Annotated in this window: 25 protein-coding genes, 1 tRNA gene and 1 pseudogene; 19 read left to right on the plus strand and 8 right to left on the minus strand. The window is 69.7% G+C overall.

From position 1 onward, the window contains the following. Positions 1-24 precede the first annotated feature (24 nt). A tRNA-OTHER gene (locus ABZS69_RS42510) sits at positions 25-96 on the minus strand. Between the two features lie 111 nt (positions 97-207). On the opposite strand from ABZS69_RS42510, the gene ABZS69_RS42515 reads away from it, so the two are divergent. After that, positions 208-429, plus strand: coding sequence for a hypothetical protein (locus ABZS69_RS42515; protein ID WP_355382556.1), 222 nt, complete (start codon positions 208-210; stop codon positions 427-429). Between the two features lie 225 nt (positions 430-654). Beyond that, a complete protein-coding gene (locus ABZS69_RS42520) occupies positions 655-1662 on the plus strand; it encodes an RNA polymerase subunit sigma-70 (protein WP_355382559.1) in 1008 nt (335 codons plus the stop codon). A gap of 197 nt (positions 1663-1859) precedes the next feature. Here ABZS69_RS42520 and ABZS69_RS42525 read toward each other — a convergent pair. Then, positions 1860-2443: pseudogene (locus tag ABZS69_RS42525) on the minus strand (dihydrofolate reductase family protein). Between the two features lie 571 nt (positions 2444-3014). On the opposite strand from ABZS69_RS42525, the gene ABZS69_RS42530 reads away from it, so the two are divergent. The 8 genes from ABZS69_RS42530 (at position 3015) to ABZS69_RS42565 (ending at position 8875) form a co-directional block, all read left to right on the plus strand. Then, positions 3015-3479: a hypothetical protein gene (locus tag ABZS69_RS42530; RefSeq protein ID WP_355382562.1), complete on the plus strand. Its 465-nt coding sequence runs from the start codon at positions 3015-3017 to the stop codon at positions 3477-3479. Between the two features lie 68 nt (positions 3480-3547). Beyond that, positions 3548-4375: a helix-turn-helix domain-containing protein gene (locus ABZS69_RS42535; protein WP_355382565.1), complete on the plus strand. Its 828-nt coding sequence runs from the start codon at positions 3548-3550 to the stop codon at positions 4373-4375. Between the two features lie 255 nt (positions 4376-4630). Then, positions 4631-5581 (plus strand): MerR family transcriptional regulator, encoded by a 951-nt coding sequence (locus ABZS69_RS42540; protein ID WP_355382568.1) that lies wholly within the window; start codon positions 4631-4633, stop codon positions 5579-5581. Beyond that, positions 5578-5766 (plus strand): hypothetical protein, encoded by a 189-nt coding sequence (locus ABZS69_RS42545; RefSeq protein ID WP_355382571.1) that lies wholly within the window; start codon positions 5578-5580, stop codon positions 5764-5766. Before ABZS69_RS42540 ends, ABZS69_RS42545 begins: the two co-directional genes overlap by 4 nt. A 160-nt stretch (positions 5767-5926) precedes the next feature. After that, the gene (locus ABZS69_RS42550; protein WP_355382574.1) at positions 5927-6643 is read left to right on the plus strand and encodes an HAD family hydrolase; all 717 of its coding nucleotides are present in this window, start codon (positions 5927-5929) and stop codon (positions 6641-6643) included. 492 nt (positions 6644-7135) lie between these two features. After that, positions 7136-7366, plus strand: coding sequence for a hypothetical protein (locus tag ABZS69_RS42555; protein ID WP_355382577.1), 231 nt, complete (start codon positions 7136-7138; stop codon positions 7364-7366). Positions 7367-7409: 43 nt separating this feature from the next. Continuing rightward, on the plus strand, positions 7410-7991 hold the full coding sequence (locus ABZS69_RS42560) for a sigma-70 family RNA polymerase sigma factor (RefSeq protein ID WP_355382580.1): 582 nt from the start codon (positions 7410-7412) through the stop codon (positions 7989-7991). Next, complete coding sequence (locus ABZS69_RS42565; RefSeq protein WP_355382583.1) at positions 7988-8875, plus strand: hypothetical protein; 888 nt, start codon at positions 7988-7990, stop codon at positions 8873-8875. Before ABZS69_RS42560 ends, ABZS69_RS42565 begins: the two co-directional genes overlap by 4 nt. An 88-nt stretch (positions 8876-8963) precedes the next feature. Here the strand turns inward: ABZS69_RS42565 and ABZS69_RS42570 are convergent, their stop codons facing one another. From ABZS69_RS42570 to ABZS69_RS42585, 4 genes are all read right to left on the minus strand, one after another. Then, positions 8964-10271: a serine hydrolase domain-containing protein gene (locus ABZS69_RS42570; protein ID WP_355382586.1), complete on the minus strand. Its 1308-nt coding sequence runs from the start codon at positions 10269-10271 to the stop codon at positions 8964-8966. Positions 10272-10395: 124 nt separating this feature from the next. Next, the gene (locus tag ABZS69_RS42575) at positions 10396-11328 is read right to left on the minus strand and encodes an SDR family NAD(P)-dependent oxidoreductase (RefSeq protein WP_355382589.1); all 933 of its coding nucleotides are present in this window, start codon (positions 11326-11328) and stop codon (positions 10396-10398) included. 57 nt (positions 11329-11385) lie between these two features. After that, a complete protein-coding gene (locus tag ABZS69_RS42580) occupies positions 11386-12150 on the minus strand; it encodes an SDR family oxidoreductase (RefSeq protein WP_355382592.1) in 765 nt (254 codons plus the stop codon). Between the two features lie 30 nt (positions 12151-12180). After that, a complete protein-coding gene (locus ABZS69_RS42585; protein WP_355382595.1) occupies positions 12181-13092 on the minus strand; it encodes an SDR family oxidoreductase in 912 nt (303 codons plus the stop codon). Positions 13093-13186: 94 nt separating this feature from the next. On the opposite strand from ABZS69_RS42585, the gene ABZS69_RS42590 reads away from it, so the two are divergent. Then, the gene (locus ABZS69_RS42590) at positions 13187-13876 is read left to right on the plus strand and encodes a TetR family transcriptional regulator (protein WP_355382598.1); all 690 of its coding nucleotides are present in this window, start codon (positions 13187-13189) and stop codon (positions 13874-13876) included. Positions 13877-14025: 149 nt separating this feature from the next. Here ABZS69_RS42590 and ABZS69_RS42595 read toward each other — a convergent pair whose 3' ends face one another. Then, entirely contained in the window at positions 14026-14361 is a 336-nt protein-coding gene (locus tag ABZS69_RS42595) for a Tn3 family transposase (protein WP_355382601.1), read from the minus strand. A gap of 472 nt (positions 14362-14833) precedes the next feature. Between ABZS69_RS42595 and ABZS69_RS42600 the strand changes: the two genes are divergently transcribed. Continuing rightward, complete coding sequence (locus tag ABZS69_RS42600; protein WP_355382604.1) at positions 14834-15586, plus strand: class I SAM-dependent methyltransferase; 753 nt, start codon at positions 14834-14836, stop codon at positions 15584-15586. 306 nt (positions 15587-15892) lie between these two features. Then, on the plus strand, positions 15893-16981 hold the full coding sequence (locus ABZS69_RS42605; RefSeq protein ID WP_355382607.1) for a M20 family metallopeptidase: 1089 nt from the start codon (positions 15893-15895) through the stop codon (positions 16979-16981). On the opposite strand, the gene ABZS69_RS42610 is transcribed toward ABZS69_RS42605, so the two are convergent. Continuing rightward, positions 16922-17686 carry a TetR/AcrR family transcriptional regulator gene (locus tag ABZS69_RS42610; RefSeq protein ID WP_355382610.1) on the minus strand — a complete coding sequence of 255 codons (765 nt, stop codon included), beginning with the start codon at positions 17684-17686 and terminating at the stop codon, positions 16922-16924. The two genes, ABZS69_RS42605 and ABZS69_RS42610, sit on opposite strands and share 60 nt — an antisense overlap. Positions 17687-17863: 177 nt before the next feature. On the opposite strand from ABZS69_RS42610, the gene ABZS69_RS42615 reads away from it, so the two are divergent. From ABZS69_RS42615 to ABZS69_RS42640, 6 genes are read left to right on the plus strand one after another with little or no spacing between them, the layout of a single operon-like run. Then, complete coding sequence (locus tag ABZS69_RS42615) at positions 17864-19552, plus strand: peptide ABC transporter substrate-binding protein (RefSeq protein WP_355382613.1); 1689 nt, start codon at positions 17864-17866, stop codon at positions 19550-19552. A gap of 7 nt (positions 19553-19559) precedes the next feature. Then, positions 19560-20525 (plus strand): ABC transporter permease, encoded by a 966-nt coding sequence (locus ABZS69_RS42620; RefSeq protein ID WP_355382616.1) that lies wholly within the window; start codon positions 19560-19562, stop codon positions 20523-20525. Continuing rightward, positions 20522-21391 (plus strand): ABC transporter permease, encoded by an 870-nt coding sequence (locus tag ABZS69_RS42625; protein ID WP_355382619.1) that lies wholly within the window; start codon positions 20522-20524, stop codon positions 21389-21391. The genes ABZS69_RS42620 and ABZS69_RS42625 overlap by 4 nt, the downstream gene beginning before the upstream one ends. After that, positions 21388-22359 (plus strand): ABC transporter ATP-binding protein, encoded by a 972-nt coding sequence (locus ABZS69_RS42630; RefSeq protein ID WP_355382622.1) that lies wholly within the window; start codon positions 21388-21390, stop codon positions 22357-22359. The genes ABZS69_RS42625 and ABZS69_RS42630 overlap by 4 nt, the downstream gene beginning before the upstream one ends. Then, positions 22356-23324, plus strand: a complete 969-nt coding sequence (locus tag ABZS69_RS42635; protein WP_355382625.1) for an oligopeptide/dipeptide ABC transporter ATP-binding protein — start codon at positions 22356-22358, stop codon at positions 23322-23324. Before ABZS69_RS42630 ends, ABZS69_RS42635 begins: the two co-directional genes overlap by 4 nt. Then, positions 23314-25143: a prolyl oligopeptidase family serine peptidase gene (locus ABZS69_RS42640; RefSeq protein WP_355382628.1), complete on the plus strand. Its 1830-nt coding sequence runs from the start codon at positions 23314-23316 to the stop codon at positions 25141-25143. The genes ABZS69_RS42635 and ABZS69_RS42640 overlap by 11 nt, the downstream gene beginning before the upstream one ends. Positions 25144-25182: the final 39 nt, after the last annotated feature.

Below are 25182 nucleotides of genomic sequence, written 5' to 3' on the forward strand. Positions count from 1 at the left end.
ACCGATGACTTCCACGATTTGGGGCAAGGCTGGTCGGATTCGAACCGACGTCCTCCAACCTGCTGTAAGGCGCGACGACCTCTGCGCTACAGCCTTGCCGCTGCAGAGCTTAGCGAATGGCACGGGCATTCAATGGCAAATATGGGTGTGTGGGATCTATCCGGCGTATGTGGATGAGAGCCTCGTTCCGGCGCTCGGTGCTCTGCTTTGGCGGATACCCCTGAAAGAGCCGAGCGGGCCATCACGCCCCCGCCCGCGCCTCTCGCGCAGTGGAGCACCGGCATCGGCGACACCGCCACCGTCGTGGCCCGGCTCACCCACGACCAGCTCCACCACAACACCCGCCGGCTCGCCGCGGAGCTGACCCGCCTGTCCCTGGCGCTCCTACACCCACCCCGCCACCGCCGCCGATCGGCACAGCTCCCATAGCCTCGGCCGGCATCGGCAACAGGAACGCGACGCCTTCACCACCGTCCTCCCCACCCTGACCACCACCACCCGACCCACCCACCAGCCCATCGCCACCAAGGTCGAGCAACCCGACCCATCCGGCCTGACGAACGGCCCGGGTGTTAGCGGCTTCACCGCTCAGAAATCCTCCGCCACGTCGTCAGTTCTGGTAGCCCCTCGCCACCTGCGGAAGGATTGACGACCATGACCGACGCCAGACTGCTAGGCGACGACGAGGCCGCGTTCATCGCGGCGGCCCGCTCAAATGACGCAGCACCGTTCGCGCTCATCACGGAGCGCTACCGGCGTGAGCTGCAGGTGCACTGCTACCGGATGCTCGCGAACTACGAGGACGCCCAGGACATGACGCAGGAGACGTTCCTGCGGGCGTGGAACAAGCGGGAGTCGTTCAAGGGCCACGCTGCGCTGCGGACCTGGCTGTACCGGATCGCGACGAACGCCTGCCTCGACTTCCTGGAGAAGCGCAACGACCGCACGCCCGTGCCTGCCGAGCTGCCGGGCGCGGGCTCGGAAGTGCACTACCTGCAGCCCTACCCGGACCGGATGCTCCCGGAGGACCCGCAGGAATCGGTGGTGGCGCGGGAGACGATCGAGCTGGCGTTCATCGTCGCCGTCCAGCACCTGCCGCCGCGGCAGCGGGCGGTGTTCATCTTGCGCGACGTCGTCGGCTGGCCGGCGTCGAAGGCCGCCAACGCCCTCGAGCTGACCGTCGCATCGGTGACCAGCGCACTGCAGCGGGCGCGCGTGACGATGCGCGAGCAGCTGCCCGACCGCCGCCTCGACTGGCGGAGCCCTGGCACGCACGAGCTGTCGGATGACGAGCGCGGCGTGGTGAAGTCGTATATGGACGCCCATGAGCGCAACGACCTCGACGGGCTGATGGCCCTGCTGCGCGGCGACCTGCGCTTCACGATGCTGCCCGACCCTGGCACCGTGACCGTCACGGCCAAGGACGCGGTGGACGGCTGGGTCTCCGGTGGGCTCTTCCAGCGCGGCCACGACGACTGGCGCTGCATCGCCACGACGATCAACCGCATGCCTGCCGCCGCGCTGTACCTCCGCACCCCCGACGACCCGGAATACCGTTTGTTCACCATCGCGGTGCTGCACATCGTCGACGGGAAGATCGCCGAGCTCACCGGATTCGACGCCACCGACAAACCATGGCTGAGCCTGCCCGCGACGCTGTGATCAGAGATGTCCCCATCGTGGACGAGTCCAGCGCACGGGCAGGCGTCACCGTCGTCCTCATCTTCAGCGAGTCGGTCAACAGCTCACTCGGAACGCAAGGAAGGGCCGGGAAAAGGTTCCCTCATCGCCGAGGGTCACGGTGAGCACGCCAGGAAGGATTTCGACCTGGCCTTACGAGCCGAGCATTTGGCCCGTGCTCATCGCCTCCTCTCGTATCGGGTCAGCACCACGCCGCCGGGAAATGTCCGCGTCTCGACCAGGTTCAGGTTCACCCAGCTGTCCAGCGCGGTGAAGAACGGCGTGCCGCCGCCCACCAGGACCGGATGGGTGACGATCGCGTACTCGTCGATCAGCCCGGCCCGCATGGCCGCCCCGGCGAGCGTCGCGCCGGCGATGTCCATCGGGCCGCCGTCCTCGGCCCTGAGCCGGGCGATCTCGGCGACCGCGTCGCCGGTGACCAGGCGGGTGTTCCAGTCGACCTTGTCGATCGTCGATGAGAACACCACCTTCGGCATGTCCCGCCAGAGGCGCGCGAACTCGATCTCCGCCGGGGTAGCGTCGGGCCGCTGGTCGCCGGTCGGCCAGTGGGAGCTCATCGCCTCCCACAGCTTGCGCCCGTACAGCGACAGCTCGCTCGCCCGCATCTGGTCGTACCACCACTGGAACAGCTCGGCGCTCGGCGATGAGTCCGGTCCGCCCCTCCACTCCAGCCGATGTCGTCGCCGGGTGCGGCGATGTAGCCGTCCAGGGTCGCGTTCATGCCGAAGATCAGTTTCCGCATCGTGCCAACCTTCCGTGAGTCGATCTCACACGTACAGACGGGCGCGCCGCGGAGACCTAATCGGTACGCGATCTGCGTCCGCAGGTAGTCCTCGCGTTCCGGACTCAGCACGGCGTACTCGGCGGGCTCGAGCTCCACCGACCGGATCTCGATTTCACCCTCGCAAACGCCTGGTCACACAGCTACAGCGCCGGGCCCTCTCACCGCGCTGGAGATCGCCGAGCGGTTCCCGACGCCGGGCATCTCGCTCGGCGACCAGCGGCCGCACGTGCGCCGCAAGATCCGCGAGTACCTACCTCTCTACCAGCGCCGACGCAGCTAGGCGTTGTTTTCGGCGCCTGCTGCTGAAGGACCAGTGTGGTCCAGCACCTTGCGTGGGGCCGCTACTGGGCCACCGCGTAGTCCGGCCCGGTCATCGCCGGCCTCCAGCTCTGCGCCCGGCGGGGTCGCGTTCGGCCTGCCACCGGCCAAGCGCCTCGGCCGGTGGCAGTCGAATCCAGGCTGCTCTCCGGCATCGACCTGGCCGACGACGACGCCGGCACCAAGATGACGGTCTCCGGTCCTGGCGGCCGTGCTGGAGTTCCAGGGCGACATGATCAGCGAGAGCACGCGCGAAGGTGTCGCTGCTGCCGAGGCGGCCGGGAGGACCCTGGGCCGCCCCGGCGAGCTGGACGACGCGCTCGCCCCACAGGTGGACGTGGTCCTCGACGTGCCCGGACGACTCGCCGATCTCCTGCGCATCGCTGGGGACGAGGTCGTCCGCCTGGCCCTCGTCTCAGGACGGAGCATCCGCCGCGGCCCCGGCTATTCGGTCCGTATGGAGCTTCACCGTGCCGTGCTGGAGCAAAGTGCCGCCGCTGCCGGCAGCGCCGGCCCGGCTGAGCGCAAGGCGCACCGGGTGTTCGCCGGCCGCGTCGCAGCCGTCGAGGCCACCCGGCTGCATGGGTTGTCATGCCCCGACACCCCGACGCTGCCCGGCAGAATCGACCGGAAATTATCGACCGGAGTTGTCGGATCTGGGCCGCGTCGTTCGTAGCCAGGGTGAACGGTCGCCCACGAGGGCGCTGTCACGACCAGCCGTCACGACCAGGGAGATGCCGACCGATGCAGCAGCACCCACAGCCCAAGATCCACCGCATGTTCGAGCTCGTCGAGCCGATCGCCACCGTCACCTTCTCCGAGGTGGCGAACGAGGCGTTCCTGGCCCTCGGCATGCGCAACTACTGGGACGGATACTTCGCGGGCCGGGCCGCACCGCTGGGGCCGGCACCGGCCGCGGTGGTACACGCGGTCTTCTACAACTTCGCCGACGGCGAGGTGGCACGCCACATCCCCTGGGTGTGGGGAAAGATCACCCCGCAGGAGGCGATCACCGTGCGCGAACGGGGCAGCACCGCCGCCCTGCGGCAAATGATCGGAGAGCTCGCCGACTCGCCCGGTCTGGTGCGGGCCGCCGACCTCGCCACCCGAGCAGCGGTCAGCGCGCCGACCGAGGGCCGGCCACTGTACGCCGGGCTGCGGGCGCTCGACGTGCCCGAGGAGCCGGTGGCCAGGCTCTGGCACGCGGCGACGCTGCTGCGGGAGCACCGCGGGGACGGCCACAACGCCGCCCTTCTCGCCCACGGCATCGGCGGCACCGAGGCCCACGTCCTCATGGCTGTTTCCCTCGGAATGAGGGCGGAGGAGTTCGGCCGGATCCACCACCTGCCCAAGGCGCGGCTGACCGCCGTGGTCGACGGGCTGCGCGACCGCGGCCTCGTGGACGCCGCCGGCGGGTTCACCGACGCCGGCCGGGAGACCAAGCAGCGGATCGAGGCGCTCACCGACGAGCTGGCCGCGCCGGCGTACGACGTGCTCAGTGCGGACGAGCTCGACGAGCTGGCCGCGGGGCTCGAGCCGATCGCCGCCGCGGTACGGGCCTTCGACAACTGAGCGGGCGCATCAAGCTGCTGGGACGGCCACGACCCCAGCCCTGCCACCGAGGTGAGCAGGTCGTTGCGCGGGATCACCCGGCGTCTCGACCGGTTGCGCGTGGCTGAGCAGGTGGTCAAGGAGATCCCGGCCGAACACGGGACCTGTGGCGAGGAACCGGCCGAGGATTGCCCGGGGGGTGTACGCGGTGGCGCTGCCGGCGGAGGCCCCTGATCGGTTGACCTGTACCTTTGGGTATGGGTTTAACGTGAGGGCGTGCTAGTGGGAGAGCTCGCCCGCCGGACCAACGTGACGGTACGGGCCTTGCGATATTACGAGAAGGCCGGGTTGGTGGTGCCGCAACGGTTGGCCAACGGTTATCGGCAATACGATCCGGTGGCCGTCCGGCAGGTGGAAGAGATCAAGGAGCTCACCAGCCTGGGGCTGTCGGTGGCGGAGACCAGGCCGTTCGTGGAGTGCCTGGCCGGCGGACACGCCTCCGGCGACGAGTGCCCGGCGTCGCTGGCGGCCTACCGTCATGTGGTCGATCAGATGTCGAAGCGAATTGAGCGGCTGGTGCGGCGGCGCGACGCGCTGGCCGCCCATCTGGAGGCTGCGGCCGGCCGGGCGATGCCAACTCGGAAGGCCGCTTCGGTCAGCGCGGCCAATGCCGCTGTGCTCCTGGTGGAGCCAGAGGATGACGGTGCCGCGGCGCATCTTGTGGGACGGTCGCTGCCCGCGCTGCCGCTGCCGGCCACCGATGGCACGATGGTCGACCTGGCCGCGCTGGGCGCTGGGCGGACGGTGCTGTACCTCTATCCGCTGACCGGCAGGCCGGGAGTGGACCTGCCGGACGGCTGGGACGCCATCCCAGGGGCACGGGGCTGCACGCCCGAGGCGTGCGGGTTCCGCGACCACCACGAGGAGTTGCGCGAGGCCGGGGCGGCCCGGGTGTTCGGGCTGTCGTCGCAGTCCGGCGAGTACCAGCGCGAGCTGGTCGATCGTCTGCGCCTGCCGTTCCGCATGCTGGCGGACCCGGGGTTCGCAGTGCGCGATGTGCTTAAGCTGCCGACGTTCGAGGCCGACGGCATGATCCTGTACCGCCGCCTGACCATGATCGTCCGCGACGGTGCAATCGAGCACGTCTTCTATCCCGTGTTCCCGCCGGACCAGCACGCCGGCCAGGTCATGGCCTGGCTGCAGGCACATCCGGGGGACGGGCGATGACCGCCCTCGCCTGGATCGGCCTGGGCGCGAACGGCGCCCTGGCCACGGCCGGCGCCCAAGTGGCGGCCACCCCGGCGGTGGCGGTGCTGGACGTGCCCGTGCTGGGCAGCCTGGCCGAGGCCGAGGCCGGCACGCTTACGTCCTGGACGGCGAGGCGACCATGCGCACCCCCGTCGGCGACGTGAGTCTTCCCGTCGGCGTCGGCGTCGAGATCGCTACCGGCACGCTGCACCAGATGAACAACATCTCAGCGGGAGAGCCGCGCTTTCTGGTCGTCAGCGCCCCCACCACGCGCGGCGATCGTCGTGCGCTTCCCGGGGTGCCAGGCCGGGACAGGGACCTCGCATGACCGGGGCATCGGGCACGCGCGCGACCGCCGTCGTGTTCGACCTCGACGGCACACTGGTCGACACTATGAGGTCGGTGCCCACTGCGTACGCCGACACGATCCGCGCCCTCGGCGGCCCCACCGTCACACCGGAGGACGTGGTCGCCGCCTGGCACCTGGGGTCGACTCCCGTGGTGCTGGCCCACTTCCTCGGCCGCCCGACCTCGGCCGAGGACCTGGAGTCTTTCTACCGCCACCTGGAGGTCGCGGCCACGGCCGTCCGTCCCTTCCCCGGCGTGGCCGACATGATCGGCGCTCTCAGCCGGGCCGGCCATCCACTCGGCGTCTTCACCAGTGCCACCCGCCGCGCCACCACGCTCATGCTCGCCGTCGCGGGCCTGGCCGGGCTGTTCACGGTGCTGGTGTGCGGCGACGAGATCGGCCGGCCCAAACCCGCACCCGAGGGGCTGGAACTCGCCTGCCACCTCCTCGGCGTGACCGTCACCGACGCGATCTATGTCGGTGACGCCGATGTAGACCTCCAGTGCGCCCGCCGAGCGGGAGCACGAGGCATTCACGCATCCTGGGGCGTCCCCGCCATCTCCCGCGCGCGCTCCCCTCTGGTGGCCAGACATCCACATGACGTCATAGGACTCGTCCAGCAACCCACCGGCAGACCCGTCACGGCACCGACGCCGTTGCGTTTGGATCTCGGCCGGCCTCCAGCGGAGTGAGGCTCGCCTGCGCCAGTTCGTACCGAGCCGGCCGCACCCGTACTGACACTGCCGGACGATGTTGCCGCTGGTCGCCAAGGTGTCCGGATGTCGGTGTCCAAAGTCGGCTGCACGCATGACCGAACTCCCCTGCACGCCCACAGGACCAATGGGCAGGACGCACCGCCGAGCGTTACAGAGCGAGGGCGGCAGGTCGAACCTCAGACACGCGCGTGACCGAGTATCGGTTTCCGAAACGGCGTGCAGGCGTTCCCGGATCTGGTCGCGGTGTTTACGCTGTGCTCAGCGCATCAGTTGTCGGTGACCATGATCTTCGGGGGCTGGGAGCAGGAGGATGGCACAGCCGACCACCGGCCTCGACCAGCGCGGCTGTCGCGAGCGTCTCGCGGCCTGGATGCACGGTGGTCTGCGGCCGGCTCGTGCCGGGCGGCCCTGACGGGCACGCGGGCGTGGGGCGATACGTCGCGGCGGTGCGGGCCGTCTGCGAGCGTCATGGCGATCCGGGTGTGGTCGACGCTGTCGGCCGGGGCCGACCCGGAGGCTGGTGCCGAACGGCGGATCGGCACCACGGGGATGGCTGTGCTCTCGGGTCAGGCGGACGGCGGCTGGGGCCTGGACACCTGGCACGGCGATCCCCTGGGTGGCGCGGCGCTCGCGGGCGGGGCGGCGCGCGACCTCACCGGCGAGAGCTCGGGGGAGGCAGCGGCCGACGCCTCGTCGTGACGGTTCGCGACACACCTGCGGGCCTGCCGGACATGACCCAGGCATGAACGTCACTGACACCGAGCCGCCGGAGCGCACCCAGCGCTTCGGCCATCTCTACGAGCAGACGTATGCCGCGTTGCTGCGGTTCGTCGAGCGTCGCGTCCACCCCTCTCACGCCGAGGACGTAGTCGCCGACGTGTTCCTCGTCGCTTGGCGGCGCCTGGACGACGTGCCGCTGGCGGTGGATGAGGCGCGGGCTTGGCTGTTCGGCGTCGCGCACCGCACTCTCCGCAACGGGTTGCGGGCTGATCAGCGGCGGCAGGCGCTCACCGTCCGCATCGCCGACGGCCAGCTGACCGGCACCGCGGTGGCCGGGCTGGACCCCGAGCTGGTGGCGCGTCGGCTCGACCTCGTCCAGGCGTGGCGGCGGCTCAGTCCGCTCCACCAGGAGGCGATCGCCTTGGCCGTGTGGGATGGACTCACGGCCCCGCATGCCGCGCGGGTGCTCGGTATTTCCCCCGTCGCGTTCCGGCTTCGGCTCACCCGGGCTCGGCGTGCCTTGCGGCGCCACGCTGACGCGGCTCCCACTACGAAAACCCAGCCCGTGGCGACCGCCACCGCCGACTCTCGGAGCACGCGATGAACGACATCCTCGACCGCACCCTGCGCGACCTCGACCCCGCTGTCACCCCGGCCAACCTGGACACCGGCACCGACCCCAAGGCTCGTTCCCTGCTGGCCCGGGTGGTGGCCACCGACCCGATGGGCGCGCACGCACCGACGACCAGCAGCCCTCGCGTGCTCACTGCCCGGCGGCTCACCATGGTGAGCGGAGGTGTGGCTGCCGGCATCGCGGCGGCGTTGCTGCTGCCTGGCGTGTTCGGCGGCGGCACGGCGATGGCAGCGTGGACCGCGACGCCGCACACAGTGAGCGGTGACCGGGCCGCCGAGGCCCAGGAGAAGTGCCTCGACAAAGCCCAGGACACCGCCGGGCGTACGACTGAGCGCAAGCTCGACTTCCGGCCCGTAGTGACCGAGGGCCGGGGGCCATGGACGCTCGTCTACGTCAACGACGACAGCAGCCATCTGGCCGAGATCAGGTGCCTGCTCCGCGATGGCGACCTCGTCGGCATGCACGGCAGCACGCCGGGGCCCGGCGCGCAGCCGCTTCCGCCGGTTCCCGCGGGGTCGGCGCGGGCCGCCCTCGGCTCGGTCGTGAGCTCGAGCGAGGAGAGCGTGCGTATCGTGACCGGCAGGGTCGGTGCCGGTGTGGTGGGTCTGGAGCTCTCCACGGAGGCGAAAGGCAGCGTGACCGCGACCGTCACCGGCGGCTACTTCGCGGCCTGGTGGCCGGACGCGCCGACGACGGAGGAGCGCGAGAACGCCTCACGTCGGGGCGGCGTCACGGGCGTCACGACAATCCTCCAGGACGGGTCGCGGCGCAGCGTCTCGCTCGAGGAGCTCACCGGCCGGACGAGCGCGCAGTTGAACACACCGGGCACGGGCGGCTCCGTCAAGCTCGACTGACCTGGCCACCCGCTGCGGTGCCCTGCCTTACGGTGCGGCACCGCCGCATGGTGGGGGCCGGACCAAGTACGAGAACGAGGCCGGCGTACTACTCGAGCAGGACGCGGGCGCGGTCGTAACCGAGCCGGGCGCGGCCGGTGTGCGGGCAGATGTCCCCGACGGCCGGCCGCCGGGCCGGGACCGGGCGCCGTGCCGCCATGAGTCGACGCGTTGGTTGCGGGTTGAACGTGGAGGGTGTGGCGGTGCGGACCGGCGGCCCGCGATGGGGTACGACGGCTACAGGGCGTCGTAGGCGGCGGTGAGGTACCGTCCGGCATTCTCGAACCCGGTCAGACCACCGCCCCCCATCTTGTTCGGGGTGTAGCTGAAGGTGGCTCGCCGGTCGAGGGTCGATGACGGCGATGGATCCGCCCCAGCCGCCCCACCAGCAGACCTTGCCGTCGGGCAGCCATGGGAACGTGGCCACGGGGGTGAGGCCGAAGCCGATGCCCCAGCGCATGACGGCACCGTTCACGAGGTCCGGGCCGTCGGCCTGGACGTCGAAGATGCGCTCGATGGTGGGCTGCGAGAGGACCTTGACGCCGTCGGCGGTGCCGCCCAGGGCGATGGCGCGCAGGAGGGTGACGAGGGCTTTGGCGTTGGTGTGGCCGTTGGCGGCGCCGATCTCGGCCTGTCGCCACTGCGGGGTGTTCACCAGTTCCGCGTCGGGGGTGGGGCCGGTCATCGTCCGGAACCCGATGCCGGTCGTGTCGATGGCCGCCAGGTCGAACTGGATCGGCGGTGGTGGGATGACGGGAGCCGTGCGGTGCCAGTCGCCTTCGCGGGCGCCGATCTGCACGTCGGCGCGAAGCGGCGCGGCGAGTTCCTCGGTGACGAATCGGGTCAGGGACCGCCCGTCGACGCGGCGGATGATCTCACCGAGCAGGTGTCCCTGGGTGACCGCGTGGTATCCGGCCGCGCTCCCGGGAGTCCACCAGGGTGCCTGGCCGGCCAGCCGGGCGGTGGAGGTCGGCAGGTCGTAGACGTCGGTGATGGTGATGGGTTGTTCCCAGGCGGAGACGCCGGAGGTGTGGCCCAGGATGTGCCGTACGAGGATGCCGTCCTTGCCGTTTTCGGCGAACTCGGGCCAGTAGGTGGCCACCGGCGCGTCGAGGTCGATGGTGCCGCGGTCGGCGAGGACCAGGACGGCGAGCGCGGTGACGATCTTGGTGGTGGAGAAGACGTTGACGATGGTGTCGCCGGTCCAGGGGGAGGTGCGCTCGGGGTCGCGGTGGCCGCCCCACAGGTCGATGACGGTCTCGCCGTCGACGTCCAGGGCGATCGCGGCGCCCACCTCGTCGCCGTTGCCGAGCGCTTCGGCGAATGCGTCGCGGACGGCGTCGGATCCGGTTTTCACGCTTCCTTGTGGTTGCATCGGGTCTCCTGCTGGCCACGATGGTGGCCCATCGGTGTCGGGGTCGTGCGCTGCGGGGCACGCCCGGAGGCGGTGGGAAACGAACGTGCCGCCTCCGGGCCGGGGGTCACTGCTGGTCGAGCAGCTTCTGCGACAGCTCCCACAGGCGGGCGGCGGCGTCGGGGTCGGCGGCGTGCGGGGCGAGGCCGTTCGGGTTCGTCTCGGACTTCTCGATGACGTTGGAATCGGCGAAGTAGCCGCCGGTGACGCCCTCCAGCAGCGGGGAGGCCGCGAGCAGGGTCTGGGTGGCGGCGCCCTGCTCGACCGTCTTCCACGGCGTGGCGTCGACGACCTGCTGGAACTCGGGAGTGATCTCGACGTGCCGCAGCAGGCCGGTGTCGTAGATCGCGCCGGGCTCGATCGCGTTCACCGTGATCTTGTCGTCGGCCCATCGCTTGGCGGCCTCGAGCGCGAAGAGGATGTTCGCGGTCTTGGACTGCCCGTATGCCTGCCACGGGTCGTAGGGGCGGTTGTCGTAGTGGATGTCGTCGAAGACGATCCCGGACGCCTGATGGGTGGCCGAGCTGACCACGACGACGCGGGCGCCGCCGGCCGCGGCGAGGGCGTCATGCAGGCCTGTGGTGAGGGCGAAGTGGCCGAGGTGATTGGTCGCGAACTGCTGCTCCCACCCCTGTGGGGTGCGGGTCAGCTCGGGCAGCGCCATGATCCCGGCGTTGTCGACCAGGATGTGCAGCGGCCCCTGCCAGGCGGCGACGAACGCGCCGATGCCGGCACGGTCGTCCAGGTCGAGCTTGCGGGCGTACACGCTCGCGTTGCCGGTCTTCGCGGTGATGTCCGCGGCGGCCTGCCGGCCGGCGTGGAGGTTGCGGACCGCGAGGGTCACGTCCGCGCCGGCGGAGGCGAGGGCGCGCGCGGTCTCGGCGCCCAGGCCGGAGGAGGCGCCGGTGACGATGGCGCGTTTGCCGGTCAGGTCCACACCGGCGATGACGTCGTCGGCGGTGCTCTCCTTGGTGAACGGGATGTTGAGCTGGTCGGTCATGATGTGGTGCGTTCCTTCAGGGTCATGTGTTCGGTACGTGCGGTGGTCGTGGGTGGGTCAGGGGCGGATGAAGGCGCCGCCGTCGACGTCGAACGTCGAGCCGGTCATGTACTTGCCTTCGGGCTTGGCGAGGTAGACGCAGAGGCTGCCGACGTTCTGCTCGGCGTCGCCAATGCGGCCGAGGGCGATGCCCTTCAGGATGTCGGCGATGACGTCGGGGTACTCGCGCTCGTAGCGCGCGGATTCGGCGGAGGTGACGTAGGGGTTGATCACGTTGATGGTGATCTTGTACTGGCCCCACTCGCGGGCCGCGATGCGAGACAGGCCACGGATGGCCTCTTTGTTGGAGCCGTAGGCGCCGTGGCGGGGAACCGACTGCACGCCGGCACCGGAGCCCATGTTGATGACGGTGCCCTCGGTCTCCTTCAGGTGCGGCAGCGCGGCCGTCATGAACCGCCAGGTCGCGAACACGCCGGACTCGTAAGTGGAGATCATGTCGTCCCAGCTCAGGTCCTCCAGAGCGATTCCCGTGCGGAACTCCTGGGCGTTGTTGATGAGAATGTCCAGCCGCCCGAACTCCTCGACGGCCTGGGAGACGACCCGCGCGGCGGCCTCGTGGTCCTTGTTGTCCGCGGTGAACGCGAGCACACGGGCGTCGAGGACGACTGCTTCCAGCTCGGCCTTGGCTTGGGCCAGGGCGTCGGCGTTGCGGCCGGTGATCGCGACGGCCACGCCTTGCTTGACGTAGGCCTTGGCGATGCCCAGGCCGGTGCCCTTGCTGCCGCCGGTGATGAGGGCCACCTTGCCGAAGAGGGATGACATTTTCTGGTGGTGCCTTTCGCTTGTGGATGATCAGAGGTCTGCGGGCAGGGCGGCGCCGGTCAGGCGCTCGGCCGCGGCCCACAATCGGGCGGCGACGTCGCGGTCGAGGCCCTTCTTCGTGGGCCGCGCGATGGCAGGGGCACCGACCAGCCCCCAGCGGGGGCCGTAGTAGGCGCCCTGGGTCACGCCGGGCGCGGTCGCGGCGTACAGCATCGGGTCGGCACCGGCCTGCGCGCTGTGCTGCGGGGTGAGCTTCCACGCGATGCGGAACAGCAGGCTCGGGTCTCCCCCGAGCCTCGGGCCGGAGGCGGCGATGTTGGTGGCCGCGTTACCGGGATGCGCCGCGGCTGACAGCAGCGGCCAGCCACGCTCGGTCGCGAGGCGGGCCAGGTGCCGGCTCAGCAGCAGGTCCGCCAGCTTCGAACGCCCGTACGCCCCGGTCGGGTCATAGCTCTTCTCCCAGTTCAGATCGCCGAAGTCGATCTCGCCGCGGGCGGCCATGCCGCTGCTCATGGTCACCACGCGCGGGCCGGGCGCTTTCAGCAACAGCGGCAGCAGCCGCACGGTCAGGGCGAACGGGCCGAGGAAGTTGCTGCCCAACTGCAGCTCGAACCCGTCGACGGTCTCGTGCCGCACCGGGGGGAACATGACCCCGGCGTTGTTGAGCAGGATGTCGACCGGGCGCCCGTCGGCGATGAGGCCGTCGGCGAACTCCTTGACCGAGGCCAGGTCGGCCAGGTCGATCCGCCGCACCTCCACGTCTGCTGCCGGGTGGGCGCTGAGGATCTCGGCGCGCGCCTGCTCGCCCTTGGCGACAGTACGCACCGCCATGATCACCCGCGCGCCGGCCGCGGCCAGCTTGGTCGCGGCCGCCTTGCCGGTTCCGCTGTTCGCGCCGGTCACCACGGCGAGCTTTCCCTGCTGGCGAGGAACCTGGTACATGACGCACCTCTTAAGTACTGCCGGTTTCTTGTCTCTCCAAGATAACGCACCATCGGTATCTTCGCAAAATACCAGCGGTATGTAAGATGGGGTCGTGAACTTCAAGCGCGCCCGCAATGAGGAGCAGCGGACCGAACGACGTCGGCAGATCTTGGAGACCGCGGCCGCGATGCTGGCCGAGATGCCGGTCGCGAAGCTGAGCCTGAACGAACTGAGCCGGCGCGTCGGCCTGGCCAAGGTCAATGTGCTGCGCTACTTCGACTCGCGCGAGGCGGTCCTGCTCCAGCTACTGGACGCCGAAGTCCAGGACTGGATCGCCGAGCTGGAGCGGTCGTTTCAGCCCGGCGAGGGCACGCCGCGAGAGCGCGGTGACCGGCTGGCCGAGATTCTGGCCGAGTCGATGGCGCAGCGGCCGGTGCTGTGCGACCTGATCAGCGCGCAGGCCGCTGTGCTGGAGCACAACATCTCCACCGAGGTCGCCATCCAGCACAAGTACGCCGCCAAAAGCTCCATGCAGGCGCTGGTCCAGCTGGTCCTGCGGCACGTGCCCGAACTCGGCGTCCACGGCGCGCCCCGGGTGGTGGAAGTGACCCTGCTGATGGCCACCGCGGCCTGGCCCTGCGACCGGCCATCAGAGGCGATGCTGGCCGCCTACGCCTCCGACCCGGCATTGGCCGCCATGCGACTCGACTTCACCGAGGTGATGCGCCGGACGGTAGAGGCGACCGTCTCCGGGCTCCTCGCCCGCCAGAAAGAGCCGACGAGCGCGAGCCCGCGTCCCTGAGCGTCGGCAGACGCGTCGCTTCGGCCGGGATCGGCCGCGCGGTCCAGGCCGCTGATCGTGAGGAAGCACATGCCGGGATCAGAACTCGGGGCCGCAGTGGCGGGAGCGGTGTCAGGCTGCCAGGTCGGCCTCGGTGAAGTCGGCCTCCTTCAGCAGGGGGTCGAACGGATCCGGCCGATGACGTAGTTCGTCGGTGGCGTACGCGCCGAAGCCCAGCCACCTGAAGAACCCGCTGTAGGACTCGACTTTGTTGGTCGCCGCGGTGACCCGCGCCGTAGCGCCGGGTCGGCCAGATACCGCAGCAGTGCGACGGTGCGCCCGACCTCACGGAAGACCTTGTGGATGCGGTTCTTGCGGGAGTTGGACCGCAGCCGCCGCATTAGTGTGACCGAGCTCAACCGGCCCTCGCTTGTGGAGATCGCCACCTGCATCAGTTCGGTCCAGTGCTTGTCGATCAGCTTCCAGTCATCGATGTAGGTGTCCACCTGGGTGCCGTCCCCCCAGGTCTTGACAAGGCATTGACCACATCGACGATCGCGGCGTTCAGCTTCCTCAGGGTGATGTGACGCCGGCGATGTGCTTGGCCGCCTCGTACGGGCCGATGTTGATGCCGCCGGTGAACACCGTCCCAGCTTGTCCTTGATCTTGGGGTCGGATCCGGAGGCCCGGCCGAAGCCCGAGGGCGATCACACAGCCCCCGGAACTGCACGTGTTCGACGACCTCGACACCGTGCCGCACAAGCTCGCCGACGATGACCGCATCCCTCCAGGCCCGCCCGTAGCTTCCAGCAAAAGCCAACGATCAGCTTGTGATCTTGGTGTGGCGGGTCATCACCGCGGCGGAGCCGAGGTTGGCGCAGACGACGGTAAGGCTGTTGTCGCGGCTGTGGCACACACGCTTGAATCAGCAGGCCACCACGGCCAGCTGCGGATAAGTCGGAAAAGAGGAGGCGCTTGATGAGTGAAGCGTTCTACTCGCACGCGAGGCTGTACGACCTGATGTTCCCGGGCGGCGGGCCCGCGGTCGACTTCTACCGGGCCGACGCCAATCGGCAAGGCGGGCGCGTGTTGGAACTCGGGTGCGGCACCGGGCACAAGCTGATCCCCATCGCGTCCGACGGGCATCCGTGCGTCGGCCTGGACTTCTCGTCAGACATGCTGGCAGAGGCTCAGCGTAAGGCGAACGAGCGCGATGTGGCGGTGGAATGGACGCAGGGCGACATGCGGGCCTTCGATCTGGGCCGCACATTCGACTTCGTGTTCATCACAGCCAATTCCCTGCTGCATCTGCATGAGGCTGAGGATCTGGTGAGCTGCTTTCGGTCGGTCCGAAGACACCTGGCGCCTGGAGCACGGTTCGTCTTCGATGTGTTCAACCCGAGCGTGCGCCTGCTTGCCGAAGCCGACGGCGTGCGGCGCACCCGGGAGTCGTTGTCGTTCATGGATCCTGACCGTGGCAACGTCAGCGTCGATGTCGCCGAGATCTACGATGCGTCCGCGCAAGTCACACGCGGAACGTGGCACCTCTCGACTGACTCCGAGCCTGACTTCGTCGTCGCACCGCTCGAAATCAGGAGCATCTTCCCGCAGGAGCTGCCGCTGCTCGTCTCGCTCGGCGGCCTTCGGCTCGTCGAGCGCTTCGGCGACTGGTCCGGTCGATCGTTTGCCGTGAACTCGCCGCTTCAACTCTGCATCTGCGAGTCCGCGTGATCGAAGGCGAGAGCACAGTCTCGGTCAAGCAAAACTCGCCCTGGCGAACGACACGCGTCCCGCACCGTCGACAGTGTGCCTGCCGATGATGCCATCCGTGCAGTTCAAAGCGCAGGATGGTGTCCGGACGCAGAGGAGTCGCAGCCGGCGCAGGACCTCGCCGGGGCACCGATGTCAGGAGGGCGGCCAGGAAGGCCCGATCCGCGGGAGCGAAGTGGCTGGCTGTCATGCCGGTCTGCCCCGCCCCTCAGAAAGTCATGCCCTTAGCCCTTGAGATAGTCAATGCCCATGACTACAGTTCTGGCCATGGATCATGCCTTGCTGTGCGAGCGCCTCTCCGCCCTGGTGGCCGTTGAGTCGCCATCCGGTCACGCCGAGGGGCTGGAGCGGTGTTATGCCCTGATGCGATCTTGGGGGGAGCCGCTGCTCGGCAGGCCGGCGGAGATCGTCGCGGTAGGCGGGACTCCGCACATGCTGTGGCGTGCGCCCGCAGAGGGCGGGGTGCTGCTGCTCGGCCATGCCGATACGGTGTGGCCGCTCGGCACGATCACCCGCCGTCCGTTCCGCGCCGAAGGCGGTCGCGCGTATGGTCCGGGTGTTTTCGACATGAAGGCAGGGCTGGTCACGGCGTTCGCCGCGCTCGCCGAGTGCCGCGACCCCGCCTCGGTGAGCATCCTGATCACCGGCGACGAGGAGATCGGCTCCGCGACCTCGCGGGCGCTGGTCGAAGACATGGCCGGTGCCTGCGGCGCCGTACTCGTACTGGAGCCCAGCCAGGCAGGAGCGCTCAAGACGGCCCGCAAGGGCGGGTCGTTCTACAGTGTGGACATCACCGGCAAGGCGGCCCACGCGGGACTGGAGCCGGAGCGCGGGGTCAACGCGCTGCTCGAACTCGCCGCGCAGGTAGTGGCCGTGTCGGAGCTGGCCGACCCCGAGCGTGGTACGACGGTCACCCCGACGGTCGCGCGCGCGGGCACCGCCACGAACACCGTGCCCGCGCACGCGCACCTGCGCGTGGACGTCCGCGCCTGGGAGCCGGCGGAGTTGGCACGCGTTGACGAGCACATGCACGCGCTCGCCCCGACCGTCCCGGGAGCGGTGGTCCGGGTCGACGGCGAGGTCAACCGTCCGCCGCTGGAGCCCGCGAGCTCCCGGGAACTGTACGCGGCGGCCCGCAAGGCCGCGGCGCGCCTCGGACTGCCCGATCCCGAAGAGGTCGCGGTAGGGGGAGCGTCCGACGCCAACTTCACCGGCGCGCTGGGAATCCCCACGCTAGACGGCCTCGGCCCGCTGGGGGACGGCGCCCACGCGGAGCACGAGTGGGTCGACCTGGCCTCACTCGCCGACCGGGCGCGACTCGTCGCCGCTCTGATCGACACGCTGACGCGCTCGTGACCGTTCGGCGCGCACCTCGATCGCGTCGAGCATCATCTCCAGGCCGAGGTCGAAGGCGGACGGGCCGCCGAGGCTGGGGAGCCGGTCAGCATAGTGGGCGATAGCGGGGTACGTGTCGGCGTCGAGCTGCCGGTACTCCACCTGCCAGGCGAGTTCGTCCCTGCGCCACACCTCTGGGTCGAGCGCATGGACGGCCGCCTCCAGGCTCGCCACGGAACGCACGAAACTGCCGAACGCGCGCTGCACGAGCGCCACCTCCTCGTCATCGACTCCGGCCCGCCGAACAGCGTCCAGGGTGAAGTCGACGCTGGAGAATTCCGTGGGCCGTCGCGTGGTGCGCATGACCATCTGCTGGGCGAACGGCGCGTAGCGGAGGTAGTGCTCGCGTACCCGCTGGGCGATGTTGCGCAGGTCGGCGCGCCAGTCGTCGGTGGGCGTGACGGTGCCGCCGTAGGAACGGCCTCTCAGGCTGTCGACCAGTTCGAGAAGCAGCTCGTCCTTGTCCTTGAAATGGCGGTACAGCGAGGTCGGGTGGGCCTCGAGCTCGCTTCCGAGCTCCTGGAAGGTCAGCGCGTCCAGGCCATCGCGCAGAGCGATCTTCTCGGCTGCCGCGAGGATCACCTCCCGGTTGAGGCTGTCACGCGCGCGCCGCGGCCGCGCCTCCCCCTTGGAACGCTTCTCCTTCGACTGGCGTGCTGATGCCACCAGAGCCTCCCTCGTCGACCGATGAGCCACCGCCGGTGCACGCATTTTCGCACCACCTGATCGGAGTACCGGACTAAAGCATAGTCAACGCGAATGACTAGAAACATGCCTAATACCCTTGCCTGGCTTCTGACTTGCCAATACTCTCCCTCTCATCACCCCCAGAAAGGTCAGAGCATGAGCACCAGGTTCAGACTCGGAGCAATTGGGCTCGCCGCCCTCGCCCTCCTCGCGGCCTCGTGCACGAGCGGAGGCACCGGCACGGCCCTGAAGAAGTCCGATGCCCGCCCTGCCACGGCCGCGCCGGTGCGTCAGGGCGGAAGCATCGTCATCGGCGCCGAGCAGGAACCGGACTGCACCGACTGGATCGCGAGCTGTGCCACCTCGATCTGGGGCACCTGGATCATGGACATCCCGACGATTCCACGGGTGTTCGAGCCCAGGAAGGTCGACGACACGTGGGGACTGGCGGCCACGAACGTCATGGCGTCAGAACCCGAGGTCGCCGCAGGACCGCCGCAGAAGGTCACCTACCAGATCAACCCGGCGGCCGTATGGTCGGACGGCGAGCCGATCACGTCGGAGGACTTCGCCTATACGGCACTGGCGATCCGCGACGGCAAGGACGTCCTGAACCGGACCGGGTACAGCCACGTCACCAAGATCGACACGCCTGACCCCAAGACGGCGGTCGTCACGTTCGACGCTCCGTACGCGAACTGGAAGGGCCTGTTCAGCGACAGCAGCGGCCTGCTCCCCAGCCACCTGCTCAAGGGAAAGGACCGCAGCGCCCTGATGAAGGACGGCTACACCTGGAGCGGAGGCCCATGGAAGATCGAGTCCTGGACGAAGGGCGTCTCGGTCGTCCTCGTGCCCAACGCGAACTACTGGGGCGACAAGCCCAAGCTCGACAAGGTCACCTTCCAGTTCACGGCGGACACCGCCGCGGCGTTCCAGGCGTTCAAGACCGGCCAGCTCGACGCGCTCTACCCCACGCCGCAGCTCGATTCGATCGACCAGATCAAGAGCGGGCTGCCCAACGCGAGCTCGATCGTCGATCCCGAGTCGGGCAACCTTGAAGCGATCTGGTTCAACAACGCCAAAGCACCCTTCGACTCCGTGACGTTCCGAAAGGCCGTCTCGCACGCGATCGACCGCAAAGCAGTCGTCGCCCGCCTGTACGGCGCGCTCGGCGTCAACGAACCCGCCCAGAGCGCGCACACCCCGCTCGTCGGCCGCTACGGGGGCACCGACTTCGCCCAGTACACCCCCGACCTCGCCAAGGTCGACTCCCTGATGCGGGGCGACGGATGGGCCAAGGGATCCGACGGCATCTGGGCCAAGGCGGGAAACCGGGCGACGTTCTCCGTCAGCACGATGACCGGCAACAAGCGCCGCGAGCTGACCGAACAGATCCTGCAGGAGCAACTGCGCGCCGCCGGCTTCGAGGTGAAGATCGACAACACCTCGGCCACGGACCTGTTCGCGAGCAAGCTCCCCAAGGGCGACTTCCAGATGGGCCTGTGGACCCTCGTCGACACCTTCCCCCAGCCCTCGCTCGAAGCGTCCTTCTCATCGAGCGCGGTTCCCACCGCAGACAACGGCTACTCCGGGCTCAACATGTCACGTATCGACCTGCCTGGCCTCGACAACGTGCTCGACACGGCCGCGTCGTCACTCGACGAGGCCAGGCGCGTCGACGTCTCCCGCCAGGCCGACAAGCTTCTCGCCGACTCCGCTGCCCTCCTGCCGCTCGACGTGATCCCCAATATCCTGCTGTGGAACAACAAGATCGGCGGTCCGCTGGCCATCGACCCCGCGCGCGGTCCGTTCTGGAACCTCGCCCAGTGGGGCCTGGCGAGCTGAGACGCCGATGTTCGCCTACCTCGCACGGCGGCTGCTCTACTCGGTCCCCGTCGTACTCATCGCCTCCTTCCTGCTCTTCTGGGCGGTCAGGATCGCTTTCGACCCGCTGGCCAAACTGCGCGGCGGGCGCGACCCCGGCGTGCTCGCCCGCACCGCGGAGCGCCTCGGCCTCGACCAGTCGATCCCCGTGCAGTACTGGCGGTGGCTCACGCAGTTCGTCACCGGCGACTGGGGAGTCAGCTCGCGGACGGCGGGCCCGGTCCACGGCCTGATCCTGCCCGCGCTCGGCACCACCCTGCAGCTGATCGTCTGGGGTGTGCTCGTCGCCGCGGTGATCGCGCTGGCCGTTGGCGTCTACTCGGCGCTGCGGCAGTACTCCGCAGGCGACCTGGCGTTCACCGGGCTGTCCTACCTCGGCGTCGCGATGCCGCCGTTCTGGCTCGGGCTGATCCTCATCCAGATCCTCGCGGCCTGGCCGCAGGAACTGCTCGGCCTGACCGATCCCCCGCTCTACTTCGTGGGCCTGCACTCCCCGGACGGCGGCGGCCCGCTCGACTACGCGCGCCATCTCGTGCTGCCCGTACTGACGCTGACCGTGGGCCTGGTGGCGAGTTGGAGCAGGTTCACTCGGGCGACGATGCTCGACGCCCTCACCAGCGAGTACGTGCGGACCGCGCGGGCCAAGGGAGTGCCGAAGCGCCGGATCGTCACGCGGCACGCCCTGCGCACGGCACTCGGCCCCTTCGTCAGCGTCACCGCCGTGGACGCCGGCCTGCTGTTCGGCGGGCTCGTCGTCACCGAGCAGATCTTCGCCATCCAGGGCATGGGCCGGTTGTTCCTCGACTCCCTGCTCGCGGGCGACGTATTCGTCCTCGTGCCGTGGACGCTGGTGATCGCGGTGGTCGTGATCGTGTTCAACCTGCTCGCCGACCTCGCCTACGCCGTACTCGATCCGAGAGTGAGACTCCGATGACCGCGGTGTCTTCGTCAGAACGCACCCCGTGGCAGCTGGCCCGCCGGCGGTTCCTGCGCCACCGTCTGGCCGTGGCCGGGCTCACGGTGCTCGTGCTCCTGCTGCTCGGCTGCTTCGGGGCGAACCTGATCGCCCCCTACGAGCGCGGCGCCCAGAACCTGGCACTCGGGCCCATGCCACCGTCGGCGGCGCACTGGTTCGGCACCGACGAACTGGGCCGCGACTACCTCACCGAACTCCTCTACGCCGGGCGGATCTCGCTGGCGATCGGCCTGTCCGTCGCCGTGCTCGCGACCGTCGTGGGCACCGCGCTGGGCGCTGCGGCGGGCTTCTTCGGCGGCTGGGCAGACGAGATCATCATGCGGATCACGGACCTGTTCATCGTCCTGCCCGCGATCGTGGTCCTGGCGGTCGTGCTCCAGGGCGCCGGCCGTTCCCCGGTCGTGATCGTCCCGGTGCTGGCGGCCATCGGCTGGACCACCGTGGCCAGGATCGTGCGCGGCCAGGTGCTGTCGCTGCGGGAGAAGGAGTACATCGCCGCGGCGACCGTGCTCGGCGTGACTCGGCCGCGCATCATCGTGCGACATATCCTGCCCAACCTCACCGGCGTCATCGCTGTCACCACCTCACTCGGCGCGGCGAGCGCGGTGATCGTCGAATCAACGCTCTCCTTCCTGGGGTACGGCGTGCAGCCTCCGGAGTCCAGTTGGGGCAACCTGCTGAGCCAGGCATCCGGCCTGATCGGCACCGGCAAGGTCTACCTGCTGTACTTCCCCGGCCTGTTCATCCTCCTGACGGCGCTGGCCATCAACTTCCTCGGCGACGGCCTCAGGGACGCCTTCGACCCGAAGGGGGCACGCCCATGAACGCCCTGCTGGAGGTCGACGACCTCACCATCCAGCTCCCCACGAACAGCGGCACGGTCGCGGCAGTCACCCGGCTCTCGTTCTCCGTCGCGCCCGGCGAGACGCTCGCGATCGTCGGCGAGTCGGGCTCGGGCAAGAGCGTCACGTCGATGGCGGTGCTCGGGATCCTCCCTGGCCGCGCCCGGGTCACGGGGTCGATCCGGTTCCGCGGCGAGGAGCTCTTGGGCCGCTCCGAGTCCGAACTCCGCACACTGCGGGGCAGCCGCATCGCGATGATCTTCCAGGACGCGCTGACCGCGCTCACACCGGTGCACACCGTCGGCGCGCAGATCGCCGAGGCCATCAGCGTGCACGACCCCTCGGTCACCCGCTCCGCGCTGCGTGAGCGGGTCGTCGAGCTCCTCGACCTGGTCGGCATCCCCTCGCCCGCCAAGCGCGCGAACCAGTACCCGCACGAGCTGTCCGGCGGCATGCGGCAGCGCGTCATGATCGCGATGAGCATCGCCAACGAACCGGAGCTGCTCATCGCCGACGAGCCGACGACCGCCCTCGACGTCACCGTGCAGGCGCAGATCCTCGACGTGATCAGACGCATCCAGCAGCGCACGGCGACCGCGCTCATGCTGATCACCCACGACCTGGGCGTGGTGGCCGGCGTCGCCGACCGGGTGCTGGTGATGTACGCGGGCACGAAGGCCGAGGAGGCCGCCGTCGAACCGATCTTCTACGCGCCCGCCCACCCCTACACCAGGGGTTTGCTGGCCTCGCTCCCCCGGCTCGACGCGCGCCACGGCGAACGGCTCTACCAGATCCCGGGCCAGCCCTCTCGGGCGCCGGGCTGCCCGTTCCATCCGCGCTGCGAGCACGCCCGCGCCGGTCTGTGCGACACGACGGTCCCGGCGCCGGTCCGGATCGGCGATGGACACACGGCGTCCTGCCTGCGTACGGCGGAGGTGGGGCCGCGATGACAGCGCTGCAGGTCACGGACCTCGTCAAGACCTATCCGGTACGCAATGGGGTGTTCCGCCGCCGGTCCGGCACCGTACAGGCCGTCTCCGGGGTGTCGCTGCGGATCGAGCGGGGCAAGACGCTCGGGCTCGTCGGGGAGAGCGGCTGCGGGAAGTCCACGCTGGCCGCGTGCCTGGTACGACTCGTCGAACCGACCTCGGGCCAGGTGTTTCTCGACGGCACCGACTTCACGGCGCTGCCGTCCGCCCGGTTGCGTCAGTCACGGCGGCGCATCCAGCTGGTCTTCCAGGATCCGTACGCCTCGCTCAACCCCCGCATGACCGTCCGGGCGATCCTCACCGAGGCGCTCGAGACCCACGGCCTCGGCACCGGGCGCGTCCCCGAACTGCTGGATCTCGTCGGACTCGACCCCCGGCACGCCGGACGGTTCCCGCACGAGTTCTCCGGAGGGCAGCGCCAACGCGTCGGCATCGCCCGCGCGCTCGCCGTCGAGCCCGACGTGATCGTGCTGGACGAGCCGGTCAGCGCGCTGGACGTCAGTATCCAGGCCGGCGTCATCAACCTCCTGGAGGACCTCCAGGACCAGCTCGGGCTGACCTACCTCCTGATCGCGCACGACCTGTCGGTGGTACGGCATGCCAGCGACGAGGTGGCCGTCATGTATCTGGGCCGGATCGTCGAGCAAGGGCCGCCGGACGAGCTCTACCAGCGTCCCCGCCACCCCTACACCCAGGCACTGCTGTCGGCGGTGCCGATCCCCGACCCGCGGGCCGAGCGCGCCCGCCGCCGGATCATCCTGACCGGCGACGTCCCGAGCCCGACCGACCCCCCGTCGGGCTGCCGCTTCCGGACCCTCTGCCCGAAGGCAAGCTCGATCTGCGCCGCCGAGGTCCCCCCGCTCGTCACCGATGCGCGAGGCCACGGCGTCGCCTGTCACAAACCGGAGTTGATCAATGTCCTCTGACGCTTGGCGCGACCGCTTCAACACTCCGATCATCCAGGACATCCGTCCTTGTCCCGGCGACCTCAACCTCGAAATGATCTACGCGGCGGGCCTCAGCGACGCCGAGGTGTCCATCTGGAATCCGGCCACCGGCGAGACCCTGCAGGTGCCGGACCTGCCTCCGCACGTCGCGAACCCGCTGCCCGCCGCGGACGGACGGTCCGTACTGGTGCTGCACGACGAGGACGGCGGCGAGGTCGGCCATCTGTGGTCCTACCCGGTCGACGGCGAACCCGTCGACCTCACACCCGAGTTGCCCCCTTACACGCTTCGCGGCATCGACGTCGCACGCGACGGCTCGGCGATCGTCATCGCGACGGTCACCGACGAGGGATTCACGCTCTACCACCTGACCGGCGCAGCCGCCCACCAGCTCTACCGCAGCAGGAACGAGGCCTGGAACAGCCTGGTCTCCGCTGACGGAGCGCTGGCGAGCATCGACACCACGGACCACAACCCCGGCATCCGCCGCTTCGCCGTCACGGTGCTCGACACCTCCGACGGCGCGGTACTGGCGTCGGTCTCGGACGGACCGCTCTCGCCCGTGCGCGGAGTCCGGTTCTCGCCGGTCGCGGGAGACCCCCGGCTGCTGCTGAGCACGGAACGTACCGGGTTCTCGCGGCCCGCCGTGTGGAACCCCCTCACCGGTGCGCGGACCGACGTCGAGGCACCCGAGCTCGCGGGTGAACTCGTCCCGCTCGACTGGTCCGACGACGGCGCCCGGCTGCTGCTCGTCCACGTAGACGGCGGTATCCACCGCGTGTACGAATACGACCTCCAGGCCGGTCGGCTGCTGCGCGTGCCCCATCCTGACGGCGCCTACTTCTTCCCTGAGGTGGCGTGCGCGGTGACCAACCAGTGGGGCTCACATTACGGGCCCGGAGGTCAGATCCGGCTGCTGCGCCAGCGCGCCGACCTGCCCTTCGAGGTGCTCGCCCTGGATCGCGGCGAGAGCGAGCCACGCCGCGTCCTCGCCCCGCGGAACGTCGTGCCGGGGATCCCGCTGCGTTCGGTCACCGTCACCTCCAAGGACGGGACCGCGCTGCAGCTGTGGGTCGCGGCGCCGGAGGGCGCGAGCGGGCCGGTGCCGCTAATCCTGCGGGTGCACGGCGGCCCAAACCTCGCCGACGTGGGCGGATACCATCCCGCCGCGCAGGCGTGGCTGGCCGAGGGCTTCGCCTACGCGTCGCTGAACTACCGGGGCTCCGTCACCTTCGGCAGGACGTTTCGCGAAGGGTTCTGGGGAGCTGTCGGTGACCGCGAGCTGGAGGACGTCGAGGCGGCCTGGCGGTGGCTGGTCGACGAGGGCATCGCCGACCCTTCGGCCGTGTTCATGACCGGTTCCTCCTACGGCGGCTTCCTGACGCTGCTCTCGCTCGGCCGGCTCCCGGACCTGTTCGCGGGCGGGTTCGCCTTCATCGCTCTCGCCGACTGGAAGCTCGCCTACGAGGACATGCACCCCGCCCTGCAGGCAGCTTGGCGCGGGTTCCTGGGCGGCCGGCCCGAACTCGCCGAAGAGCGGTTCCGGCTGAGCTCACCCATGACCTACGTCGAGGAGGTGCGGGCGCCCGTGCTGATCAATCAGGGGCGTCACGACACCCGCACACCGGCCCGGCAGGCCGAGGAGTACGCGCGGCGGCTGCGCGCGGCCGGCGGTGACGTGCTGCTGCGCTTCTTCGAGGGCGGGCACGGACCCGTCGGCAACGACGGGGTGGTGGGCAAGATCGAGCTGGAGCTGGAGCTGGCCCGCAAGGCGCTGCGCGGGGAACGCTGGTCCTGAGGGCACCTGGCCAGGCCCTGCTCTCAGGGCCTGGCCAGG

It is taken from the genome of Nonomuraea sp. NPDC005650 (assembly GCF_040605375.1).
In the GTDB taxonomy this organism is placed as follows: Bacteria; Actinomycetota; Actinomycetes; order Streptosporangiales; family Streptosporangiaceae; genus Nonomuraea.